Annotated in this window: 9 protein-coding genes and 2 pseudogenes; 2 read left to right on the forward strand and 9 right to left on the reverse strand. The window is 60.2% G+C overall.

Annotated features, from left to right (window positions below; genetic code table 11):
- Positions 1-13: 13 nt before the first annotated feature.
- Together LJ738_RS10885 and LJ738_RS10890 are read right to left on the reverse strand one after the other, a co-directional pair.
- A complete protein-coding gene (locus LJ738_RS10885) occupies positions 14-703 on the reverse strand; it encodes an ABC transporter ATP-binding protein (RefSeq protein ID WP_227786348.1) in 690 nt (229 codons plus the stop codon).
- Positions 704-980: 277 nt separating this feature from the next.
- Complete coding sequence (locus LJ738_RS10890) at positions 981-2240, reverse strand: efflux RND transporter periplasmic adaptor subunit (protein WP_227786349.1); 1260 nt, start codon at positions 2238-2240, stop codon at positions 981-983.
- A gap of 455 nt (positions 2241-2695) precedes the next feature.
- Here LJ738_RS10890 and LJ738_RS10895 point away from each other — a divergent pair, with 455 nt between their 5' ends.
- Complete coding sequence (locus LJ738_RS10895; RefSeq protein ID WP_227786350.1) at positions 2696-4069, forward strand: sigma-54-dependent transcriptional regulator; 1374 nt, start codon at positions 2696-2698, stop codon at positions 4067-4069.
- Positions 4059-5414, forward strand: coding sequence for a sensor histidine kinase (locus tag LJ738_RS10900; RefSeq protein WP_227786351.1), 1356 nt, complete (start codon positions 4059-4061; stop codon positions 5412-5414). The genes LJ738_RS10895 and LJ738_RS10900 overlap by 11 nt, the downstream gene beginning before the upstream one ends.
- Positions 5415-5535: 121 nt before the next feature.
- On the opposite strand, the gene LJ738_RS10905 is transcribed toward LJ738_RS10900, so the two are convergent.
- The 7 genes and pseudogenes from LJ738_RS10905 to LJ738_RS10930 all read right to left on the reverse strand — a co-directional run bounded on the left by LJ738_RS10905 (position 5536) and on the right by LJ738_RS10930 (position 11419).
- Positions 5536-6606 (reverse strand): serine hydrolase domain-containing protein, encoded by a 1071-nt coding sequence (locus tag LJ738_RS10905; protein ID WP_227786352.1) that lies wholly within the window; start codon positions 6604-6606, stop codon positions 5536-5538.
- A gap of 475 nt (positions 6607-7081) precedes the next feature.
- Positions 7082-7900: pseudogene (locus LJ738_RS10910) on the reverse strand (malic enzyme-like NAD(P)-binding protein); the annotation flags it as partial.
- A gap of 323 nt (positions 7901-8223) precedes the next feature.
- Positions 8224-8955, reverse strand: a complete 732-nt coding sequence (locus LJ738_RS10915; RefSeq protein ID WP_227786353.1) for an SDR family NAD(P)-dependent oxidoreductase — start codon at positions 8953-8955, stop codon at positions 8224-8226.
- Positions 8952-10559, reverse strand: coding sequence for an FAD-dependent oxidoreductase (locus LJ738_RS10920; protein ID WP_227786354.1), 1608 nt, complete (start codon positions 10557-10559; stop codon positions 8952-8954). The genes LJ738_RS10915 and LJ738_RS10920 overlap by 4 nt, the downstream gene beginning before the upstream one ends.
- A 138-nt stretch (positions 10560-10697) precedes the next feature.
- Positions 10698-10941, reverse strand: a pseudogene (locus LJ738_RS21495) (YjbQ family protein).
- On the reverse strand, positions 10932-11084 hold the full coding sequence (locus LJ738_RS21500; RefSeq protein WP_317206798.1) for a hypothetical protein: 153 nt from the start codon (positions 11082-11084) through the stop codon (positions 10932-10934). Before LJ738_RS21500 ends, LJ738_RS21495 begins: the two are co-directional and overlap by 10 nt.
- Before the next feature lie 47 nt (positions 11085-11131).
- The gene (locus tag LJ738_RS10930; protein ID WP_227786355.1) at positions 11132-11419 is read right to left on the reverse strand and encodes a DUF7710 domain-containing protein; all 288 of its coding nucleotides are present in this window, start codon (positions 11417-11419) and stop codon (positions 11132-11134) included.
- Between the last annotated feature and the right edge of the window lie 144 nt (positions 11420-11563).

Raw genomic sequence — 11563 nt, forward strand, 5'->3', positions numbered from 1 at the left:
CAGGAGGGGAGGGTTAGGCCGTGAAGGCCGGCTGCAGGTTTTCGAGCACCACCTGCCCGTCGAGCAGGCGGATGACGCGGTGGGCGTAGCGGGCATCGTGCTCCGAGTGCGTGACCATCACGATGGTGGTGCCTGCCTCGTTGAGCTCGGTGAGCAGTTCCATTACCTCGTTGCCATTGCTGGAATCGAGGTTGCCGGTGGGTTCGTCGGCCAGAATCAGGCGGGGGGCATTCACCACCGCGCGGGCCACGGCCACGCGCTGCTGCTGCCCGCCCGAGAGCTGCTGCGGGAAGTGGTTGCGGCGGTGCATAATCTGCATTTTCTCCAGCACCTTGGCCACTTTTTCCTTGCGCTCGGCCGCGCCCACCCCCAGGTATATGAGGGGCAGCTCCACGTTTTCGGCCACCGTGAGCTCATCAATCAGGTTGAAGCTCTGGAACACAAACCCGATGTGCTTTTTGCGCAGCTCGGCGCGGCGGCGCTCGGGCGCGTGGGCGACTTCGGTGCCCGCAAACGTGAAGCTGCCGGCATCGGGCTCATCGAGCAAACCCAGAATGTTGAGCAGCGTGGACTTGCCGCAGCCCGAAGGCCCCATGATGGCCACAAACTCGCCTTCGTTCACGGCGATGGACACGTTGTTGAGGGCTTTGGTCTGCACTTCTTCCGTGCGGTAAATCTTTTCGAGGTTTTCGATTTTAATCATCGGAGTAGGGGCTGCGGGTTGAGTGGATAAGTACTTTTTGCAGAAGGTGAGAAAAGCGGTGTGGTATTATTTCAGAAAAAAGGACGGATTGTAGCGCCTGTTAGAACCGTCATGCTGAGCGTAGTCGAAGCATCTCTACCGCTTCGTTGCAGCGAAGCGAAAGCACTCACCATTGATTTACTCTCGTGGTAGAGATGCTTCGGCTGCGCCCAGCATGACGGTTCTTTTTAGCTCAATGCGTGCTCAGTTTTAGCTCAATTCTTATGTGGCTTAGAGGCTACTGCGCCTTCGCTTTTAGCTCAAGCTCACCCATCTTCTCGTAGCCTTCGTAGCTGGAGGTGATGACCCGGTCGCCGGGTTTGAGGCCTTCGAGCACTTCGAAATAGTCCGGGTTTTGGCGGCCCAGGTGGATGTCGGTTTTGTAGGCTTTGGTGCCATCCTCGCTCACCTTGAAAATCCAGTTGCCGCCGGTTTTCTGGTTGAAGCCGCCTTTGGGCACCCGCACGGCCACGGTGGGGTCGCTCAGGGCCAGGCGCACGGGCAGGGTTTGGCCGCGGCGCAGGTCGGGCGGGGCAGCACCCACAAACTCCATGTCGACCTGCACGCCCTTGGTTACCTGGGTGAAAATCTTCTTCACGCGCAGCTCGTAGGACTTGCCGTTCACCGTTACCTCGCCTTTCTGGCCGGGGAAGATGCGCGAGATGTAGTACTGGTCGAGGGTGGCGCGCACCTTCAGGCCGGTGAGCATGTCGAGCTGGCCGATGCGCTGGCCCCGGGTTTTCAGTTCCCCAATTTCGGCATCGAGCGAGGTGATGCGGCCGGCCGCCGGCGCCTTGATGGTCAGGTCCTCCAGCTTGCGGCGCATCAGGGCCAGGTTGCTTTGCATGCGCGTCACCGACTGCTGCATCTGGTTGATTTGCTCGCGCATGGCCAGCGAATCCTGGTTCAGGGCCTTGCGGCTGAGCTGGCGCCGGCGCAGCTGGTAGTCGTAGGCATTTTTGGTTTGCTGGTACTCCTGCCGGGCAATGACTTTCTGGTCGTAAAGGGTTTTGTTCAGGTCGTACACGCGCTTGGCTTCGCGGAGCTGGTTGTCGATGTCGGCCTGCTGGTTGAGCTGCTGAATGCGGTTTTGCTGGAGCAGGTTGCGGGTGTTGTGCAGGTTGTTCATCAGGTCGAACACCGCCGTTTCGCGGTTCACCATTTCCAGCTGCAGGTCCGTATTAGCGAGCTGAATGATGGGCTGACCAGCCGTGAGCGTGGCGCCGTCTTCCACCAGAATGCGCTGCACCGTGCCGCCCTCGGGCGCATCCAGGTAGATGGTTTTGATGGGCATCACCACGCCATCCACCGGCACAAACTCCTGGAATGCCCCCCGCGAAACCGTGCTGATGGTCAGCCGCTCCGGGTCTACATTCAGCGTAGCCGGCCCGGCCGAGGACAGCAGGCTGGCAGCTACCGCCACCACCAGCAGCACCAGCGCCCCCAGCAGGAGGAGCTTGGCCGGGGTCCAGGTCTTTTTTTCAATCAGTACATCCATGTGCTTGGCAGCCTTACTAATAGGCCCGTGCCAATGCACACGAAGAACGATGCCAAATGAGTAATTTATTGATTGTGAGTTATTTAATTTTAAGACGTTTATTAACGGCGCCAAAATCGTACGTTTTTGATACACCTGCTGTCCGCTTCTGATACACTGGCCCGAACCAGTTGGGCTAAAAAGTTGCCGCCAGATGCTTGGCAGGCCGTTTTTAGAAACTAGTACAATTGTGGCTAGGGCTGTTTCATTGTAGCGCGACCAGTAGCGCGGACTTTGTAGTCCGCGTCCCCGGCGGACACCCGAATAACACACGAACGGCGCGGGGACGCGGACTACAAAGTCCGCGCTACAGTCCGCGCTACTGTCTGACGTGTAAATGCCGAAACCGCTCCAGGAATGCGTGCTTTGCGTCCGCAATGGGCTGGGGTCTCAAGTCGATTAGTTTTACTGAATTCATGATTCTCAAGAAAGCACGTGTTTTGGTGGTAGACGATGACACGGACGTGTTGTTTGCCGTGCGCATGCTGCTCAAGCCCGAGGTGCAGGAAGTGGTGACGGAAAAGAACCCCGAGCTGCTGCTCTCGCTCCTGAGCAAGCAGCATTTCGATGCCATTTTTCTGGACATGAACTATAAAAGCACCCTCGGTTCTGGCAACGAAGGCCTGTACTGGCTGGGGCGCATCCGCGAAAAAGACCCCACGGCCACGGTCATCATGATTACCGCGCACGGCGACATCGGCACGGCCGTGCGCTCCCTCAAAGCCGGTGCCACTGACTTCATCGTGAAGCCCTGGCACAATGCCCAACTGCTCGAAACCCTGGCCGCAGCCCTGGAGCCCAAGGAAGCCGGCAAGGCCACCCCCGCACCCGCGGCCCGGCGCCCGGCTTCCTTCGCCGAGTTTTCCCTGCTGGGCGAGTCTGAGGCCATGCAGGAGGTGTTCCACAAAATCGAGAAAGTGGCGCCCACTGAGGCCAACGTACTGCTGCTAGGCGAAAACGGTACTGGCAAAGAGCTGGTGGCCAAAGCCCTGCACCAAAGGTCGTTCCGGGCCGCCAAGCCCTTTGTTACGGCCGACCTGGCGGCCATGAGCGAAGGCATATTCGAAAGTGAGCTGTTCGGGCACAAAAAGGGTTCGTTCACCGATGCCCGCGAAGACCGGATTGGCCGGTTTGCGGCGGCTTCGGGCGGAACCCTGTTTCTGGATGAAATCGGCAACATCTCGCTGGCCCAGCAAGCCAAGCTGCTCACGGCGCTCCAAAACCGCGAGGTGATTCCGGTGGGCAGCAACGTGCCCGTGCCCGTCGACATCCGGCTGATTTCGGCCACCAACGCGCCGCTCTACGAGCTGGCCGCCCAGCAGCGCTTTCGCAAAGACCTCATCTACCGCCTCAACACCGTGGAAATCACGCTGCCGCCCCTGCGCGCCCGCGGCGACGACGTGCTGCTGCTGGCCCGCCACTTTGCCGGACTGTACGCCGCCCGCAACCGCAAGCCCACGCCCGACTTTGCGCCCGCCACGCTGCAGAAGCTGCAGCAGCACAGCTGGCCCGGCAACGTGCGGGAGCTGCAGCACACCGTGGAGCGCGCCGTAATTCTGGCCGAAGGCGAGGTGCTGCGGCCGCAGGATTTTCACTTCTCGGCCATGGAAGCCGCCACTCCCGCAGCCAGCTCAACTTCCTCAGAAGGCCCGTTGCAGCTCAGCGAAGTAGAGAAAGCCACCATCATGCGCGTGATTGAGCGGCACCACGGCAACATCACCAAGGCCGCCAAGGAGCTTGGGCTAACGCGCACGGCCCTTTACCGCCGCCTCGAAAAACATGACCTTTAAGCGGCTGGAACTGGGCATCGCGGCGCGGCTGCTAGGGCTGTTCGCCCTCGTCTACGGGGCCGAGCGGGCGCTGGAGCACGGCAAATACGGGCTGCTGGCGCTGGCGGTGCTGCTCCTGGTAGCGGCGGTGTGGGAACTGGGCCGGCACGTCACGCGCGGCAGCCAGGCGCTGGCCGACTTCCTGCTGGCGGTGAAGTACCGCGACTTCTCGCAGCACCACAACGAGGCCCACCCCAACCGGGCCCTGCGGCCGCTGCACGTGGTATTCAACGAGCTCAGTACTACGTTTCGGCAGCTCAGCGTGGAGCGCGAAGCGCAGTTTACGTACTTGCAAACGGTGCTGCAGCTCATCGACACGGGCATCATTTCCTACGATGCCGAGGGGCAGGTCGAATCCATTAACGAGTCGTTTAAGCGGACGCTGGAGCTGCCTTTTCTCAAGCGTCTCTCCACCCTGCAAAAGCGCTTGCCAGTGCTCTACGAGGCCATCAGCCGCCTGGAACCCGGCGAGTCCACGGTGGTGAAGCTGACGGTGGGCCAAAAAACCATGCAGCTGCTGCTCTCCGCCACCACCTTCCGGCTGCAGGGCCGGGCGTTTACGCTGGTGGCCTTCAAAAACGTCAGCCACACCCTCGACGAAACCGAGGCCGAAGCCTGGCAAAAGCTGCTGCGCGTGATGACCCACGAAATCATGAACTCGGTAGCGCCCATTGCCTCGCTGGCCGATTCGCTCCGGCGCGACTTGAGCCGGGAGCTGGAGCAAGCCACCGCCCTGGCCCCACCCGAGCGGGAATTGCTGGCCGATGTGGTGGAAGGCATCGGCATAATTCAGAATCGTAGCGAGGGTCTGCTTCGGTTTTCGCAGGTCTACCGCGACTTCAGCACCATCAGCCCGCCGGTGCTAGCCCCAGTCGAGGTACAGGAGCTGTTCAATAACATTCGCCGCCTGATGAGCTCACAGCTTGAAACGCAAGGTATTGAGCTGGTACTCACTGTAGAGCCTGCAGACCTGTGCCTGCAAGCCGACGTCCACCTGCTCGAACAAGTCCTCATCAACTTGGTTCTCAATGCGGCCTACGCCGTACAGCAGAGCCCGCAGCCCCGGATTGAGCTGCGCGCAACTGAGCCAGAGCCCGGGCGCGCCGCCATCGAGGTATTCGACAACGGCGCCGGCATTCCGGCCGAGGTCCTGGATAGCATTTTCATTCCTTTTTTCACCACCCGGCGCGGGGGCACGGGCATTGGCCTGAGCCTGGCCAAGCAGATAATGCACCTGCACCGGGGCAGTATCAAGGTACAATCGGGCCCGGGCGTAGGCACCGCTTTTCGGCTGGAGTTTTCGTAACGGGATGGGATTGAAAACCAATCTCATTCACGAATTTTTCAGTTCCGGTGCAGTACTAGGTTTTGAATTCTCCATGCAAGGACGATACTAATATCATCTTTCTACCGCAAGTGTTGCAGCGTTATTGCATGTAAATCAAAAATTTATCTAAATTATCTAGGTAACGCTCGTCTTTGAAACCGGTTCGGTTCATCATGAGCACGCTGCCCATTTCCTTGGCAGGATATATTCGCAATTCACAATAATATCCGCCACCTCCGCCGGCGTGAGCAAAATATTCATGGCCCTGCAACTGCCCCCGGAACCACGCCAGACACATGCCGGTACGTTGACCAGAGTTGGTGTGGTTTTCGACAAATAACTCCTTTTTGTAGTCGTCAGAAATCAGCACTGAATTGCTTTTTATTAGCTCTTGAAGGTACCGGACAAAGGCCTGTGCCGTGCCGATTAAGCCGCCGTACGATGCGCCGTTCACATAAAACGTTTTAAACGGCCTCCAGATGCCCTCCGCTGGGGCCATGTATTTTCGCTTATCGAGCAGAAATCCCAGGAGGAGGTAAGAAAAACTGGTTCGCTTGTGATACCCCTTCGCGTGCAGGCTAGCCCCGGCTACCGCAAATTCAATCTCGCTGGCTTTTAGCTTTAGAGGCGCTAAAATATGCGTGCGAACATAGTCCTCATATCTCAGGCCGGACACTTGCTCAATAATTTGACCAAGTAAAACGTAGCCCAGATTTGAATAAGCAAATTGGTCGTTTGGTTTTGAACGAAGCCGGGAATTTTGGAGAAACACCTTTTTGAAAAAGGCATTTCTATCAAAAGCGGTATGCTCACTTTCCAGGTGTATCCAGTTCAGCGGAATAGGATTTGGAATACCGGCAGAATGCGTCAGCAACTGCTTAATCGTGATTTCCGGCGAGTAGGGGAAATCGGGCAAATAGCACCTTGCTGATTGCTCAATTTCAAGTTTTTGCTGTTCTGCTAATTGCAGAATGGCCAATGCCGTAAATGTCTTCGTGACCGAATACGCGTGGTAAGTAGTTTGCTCAGTCGTTGGTATTTGGTGGCTTACATCCGCATAACCCAACTGGCAGTGTTCTATTGTACTGTCCTTATCGAAAAAGACATACTGCACCGAGGGCGTCTTATTCCTTTCGACTAGTTGAGCCAGAATGCGGTTTACTTCGCTCATCGCTATTCTGATTTTCGATATGCAGCATAAATTAACGAAAGCAAGATTTTCTTTTCCGACAACGGTGGACCCACGCGCGTACCTATCAGAACAGTAAATTAAGGATGCTTCTTAGGCGAAATAAAGAAGGCAAATACCATTGTTGAAGTGGAGCCAGTTCAACAGGCTAATGGAAGAACACGTCCATAATTCAGCAACAGCCATGGATTAGGTTTCGCAATCTACCTTCGCTAACCCATAATCAGCAGTCAATGGTTTGATTCCAGTTGGGCCCACGAAAAACCCCTTCTATTGCAGATAGAAGGGGTTTTATTTTTTGCTGCCGTTGCACTACCTGCTGTGAGGAAAGGCTATGTTGTGTCCAAAAGCACGCTTGGTACTATGCTAGCAACCCTCATTCCAGCACCTGCGGTTACAAAATGGGCGCCGAGCTGGTCGTTTCTAAGGGTTGTACAACCGCTGCCATAGGCCCGGTCAGCCGGGCTTGCAGCTCCTCGGCGTAAGCATCCCAATCGGTGATGGGCTGTTGAGCCACGCCGCTTGCCATGGCGGCGCGGGCCACGGCCGGTGCAACTGTAAACAGTAGGCGCGGGTCGAGCGGCGTAGGGATGAGGTAGCGACGCCCGTAGGCGAGCGAGTCGTCGGAATAGGCCTCGTGCACGGCGGCCGGCACGGGCTCTTTGGCCAGCGCGGCCAGGGCGTGCACCGCCGCTAGCTTCATTTCTTCGTTGATTTCGGTAGCGCGCACGTCGAGCGCGCCCCGGAAAATGTAGGGGAAGCCCAGCACGTTGTTCACTTGGTTGGGATGGTCGGAGCGGCCGGTGGCCATCACAATATCCGGGCGAGTGGCCAGCGCCAGGTGGTAGGCAATTTCCGGGTCGGGGTTGGCTAAGGCAAACACGATGGGGTCAGCGGCCATGGTGAGCAGCAGCGCGGGCGGCAGCATGTTGGCCGCCGAAAGCCCAATGAACACATCGGCTCCGGCCAGCGCCTCAGCCAGCGTGGTCAGCGGTTGGTCGGTGGCCAGCTCGCGTTTTTCGGGGCTGAGCGTGGGCCGCTGCGTCGTAATCACGCCGGTGGTGTCCAGGACCACAATATTTTCGCGGCGCAGGCCCAGGGCCACGTACAGGCGCAGGCAGGAGACGGCCGCGGCGCCCGCGCCGTTTACCACCACGCGCACGTCTTCGATGCGTTTGCCCACCAACTCCAGCGCGTTGAGCAGCGCGGCCGAGGAGATGATGGCCGTGCCGTGCTGGTCGTCGTGCATGATGGGAATGTTGAGCTGCTCCCGCAGCGCAGCACCTTCAGCCCCATTTCCTTTACCAGCTCCAGGTCTTCCCGGTACCGGTTGTAGTGGTCGCATTCGGCCAGCAAGTCGCGGCGGGTCCGGCCGGTGTCGATGGTGGGGTAGCTGCACTCAATGCCGGTGGCAAACATGAAGTTGCCGGGCGCGCCGCTGGGCAAGCCACTGCCCACGGTGCCCCCGGCCCCGCCGTATTCGTCGCCGGGGTAATGACTGGCGCCAAAGTGCTTTTTAATTTCGGTTAAAAAGGAGGTAGCCATGGGAATCAGGGCGTGGGGTTAAGAAAACAGCCGCGGGTGGCCCGGCACAGGCCGCTACAAAATATTGAGCCGGCCGCCGTCGGCCACCACGGTGGCGCCGTTCACGAAGGCCGCTTGCGAGGAGGCCAGAAAGCAAATCACCTCGGCAATGTCCTCGGGGCGGCCCACGGCGCCTTCCACTTTTTCCTGGCCGCTTTTCACGTTGGGGTTTTCCCAGAGCATGGGCGTATCCACAGCGCCGGGGGCCACGTTGTTGATGCGCACGTTCCCGATGTCGTACTCCCGGCTCACGCCCCGGGTGAAGGCCTCCATGGCGCCTTTGCTGGCGGCGTAAGGAATCACATTGGGCGTGGTTTCGTGGGCATGCACCGAGCTGACGTTGACAATGGCCCCCTGCTCCATGTGGGGGATGCAGTACTTGCACAGCAGAAACACCGCCCGCAGGTTGACGGCCATCACTTGGTCCCACTCTTCCACGGCTAGCTCAATCAGGGGTTTAAAGGTCATCATGGCTGCGTCATTCACCAGCACATCCACCCGCTGCCACTTGTTGAGCACCTCGTCCACCGCGGCCTTTACTTGCTCGGGGTTTCCCACGTCGGCCTGCAGGAACACGGCCTGCCCGCCGGCCTGGCCGATTTCGGCCACCACGGCCTGCCCTTCATCCTGAGAACGGCTCAGAATGGCCACCTTGCCCCCTTCGGCCGCCATTTGCAGCGACGTCGCCCTGCCGATGCCGGAGCTGCCGCCGGTGATGAGGCAGACCTTGTTTTCAAATCGTTTCATGGCTTCTGCGTAGGCAATGAAGGAGCCGGCAGAGCTTGCGCCGGTTCCAGTGGCCTATGTAAGAGTTGCGTAAGGGCGGCCTCGTCGTGGTTTTCCAGTGCAACTTCGGCCCGCAGGTTATCCAGGTCGCGCTTTACGCTGGCCACGGCTAACGTCTGGCCCTGCCCGACGAAGGCCACGCTCCCGGCCCGCTGCGCCAGCGGCCCGTCCACCACGAGCCCATCCCACTTTTCGGCGTGGCCAGTGTAGCGAATCGACAGGGCGTAGTGCTTGCTCCAGAAGAAGGGCACCGCGTCGAACCGCTGCCGCTGGCCCAGCAGGTTGCGGGCCGCGGTCTGGCCCTGGCGTTGTGCCACCACCCAGTGCTCCACCCGGATGCGTTGGCCGGTGTGCGGGTCGGGCCAGCGGGCAATGTCGCCGGCGGCATAGATGCCCGGCACGCTGGTTTGCAGGTATTCGTCCACCAGCACGCCGCGGTCCAGAGCCAGGCCGGCAGCCTCGGCCAGCGCCAGCCGGGGGCGCACCCCAATGCCAGCCACCACCAGGTCGGCCAGCAGCCGCTCGCCGTTTTGGAGCACCACCGCATCAGTTTCAATGGTGGCGGCGGTTTGCTGCAAGTGAAACTGGATGCCTTTTTCCTTGTGCAGCGCCCGCACCATGGCGCCCAGCTCAGGGCCGAGCACCTTGGCCAGGGGGGCTTCGTCGGGGGCCACCACGTGCACTTCCAGCCCAAGGCCCAGCAGCGCTGCCGCCACTTCCAGCCCAATAAAGCTGGCCCCCAGCACCACGGCGCGCCGGGCCTGAGCGGCCCCGCTCATAATGGCGCGGTGGTCGGCCAGGGAGCGCAGCACGTGCACGTGGGCTAGGTCGTGGCCGGGAATGTCCAGCCGCACGGGCTCGGCCCCGGTGGCCAGCAGCAGCGCCTCATAGGCGTGCGCGGAGCCATTGGCCAGCAGCACGCGGCGGCCCGCCACGTCGAGCGAGGTTACCTCCCCGTGCACCAGCTCAATATTGTGTTGGGCATAAAAGCCCGGTGGCCGCAGGGCAATGTATTGCTCGTCATCGGGGGAAAAGCTTTTGGAGAGGTTCGTGCGGTCGTAGGGCACGTCCGCTTCGCTGTCGAGCAGCGTGAGGCGGCCTTGGTAGCCTTCGCGGCGCAGCATCTCGGCGGCCGCGTTGCCCGCCGCGCCGGCCCCAATAATGACAATGGTCTTGGGGTGGCCGGAAGGCACGGCCGTCACGGGCGAGGGGGCCAGCGGGTCGCGTTCCTGCTTGCCGGTCACGTAGGCCCGCCCGTCGCGGCGCTCTACCGTCCAGCAGGGCAGCGGGTTGAGGGCCGGGGCCCGCAGGGCCGCCCCTGTGCGCAAGCTGAAACAGGCATGGTGCCAGGGGCAGCGCACCGTGCCATCTACAAGCAGGCCCTTTTCCAGCGGCGCCCCAAAGTGGGTACACTGCGCCCCGACGGCCAGCAGCTCCTCGCCCTGCCGCGTCAGCAGCACCGGCTGCCCGAAGGCATGCCCGCGGACGAGGGCGCCCTCGGCCAGGTCGGTGAGCGCAATGCCGGCTACCCCAAAATCGGGTCCCGGGAGCGGGGGAGCTTCCATGACAAAATCTGGTGATTAGAAGAAGGTCAAACGCAGCGCTTTCATCCGGAACAGGCCATAACTACTATTTAAGCAACCCGGTGCCTGGCGCAGTGTTTCGAGGTAGCTGAGCTTAGATGTACTGGAAAACCCGGGCCACTATCTCGTCTCAGTAAATAAGGTTGAACTCGTACACGCTAGCCCGTGGGGGGCCAGGGCCAGCCGGCCGCCGGCCATGGGAATCGTGCCGCTGCTGCCCAGCAGGGCGGCTTTGAGGTGGGCCGGCATGTCGTCGGGGCCCTCGGCCGTGTTGCGGAAGTAAGGCGCCTGCTCGGGGGGGGCGGTTGAAGAACTGCTCGAAGTCGTGGCGCACCGTCGGGTCGGCGTTCTCGTTCAGGTACACGCTGGCCGAGGTGTGCTGCAGGAAGACGTGCAGTGGCCGGCCCGCAGCCGCCCCAGTTCGGGCAGCTCGCGCAGTACGTGGTCGGTGATGAGGTGAAAGCCCCGCGCCATGGCCGGCAGCAGGAGTTGTTTCTGAATAATCATAAGAGAAGCCGAAAGAACAACTGCTTTGGCGAACGGCAGTCCCTTATTCACCCAATGTCGTCGGGGTCGTAGTGGAAATGCTCCTGGCTGCCGGAGGTAAACCGTTGGATAAAGGCGGCCTCGGTGTGTTCCGGCTCCGTGGGCTGGAACAGCTGCTTTTCTTTGGCCCAATCATACACGCCCTGGTCTATGGGGTAGCGAGTTAATACGCCAGTTAGGTCATGCTGGTGAATCCACGCCTCAGCCTGGTCACGCGTGGTAAACACCCCGCTGGCAAACCGGCTGCCCGAACCGTGAAAGACCCACACGCCAGCATCAGCATCCGCTTGCTCCATTGTTATTTTCAGTTGGGTGAAGGCGCAAACCTACGGCAGTTGCACAAAGACGCGTTTATCTTCCGACCGTGGCTGTTGCAGAACTCGGTTTAGGTGGTTCTACTTCTGAGCCGCTACTTCACGAGTGCCCGGCTTAGCGCTTCG

The organism is Hymenobacter plasmatis (assembly GCF_020711255.1).
Taxonomy (GTDB): Bacteria; Bacteroidota; Bacteroidia; order Cytophagales; family Hymenobacteraceae; genus Hymenobacter.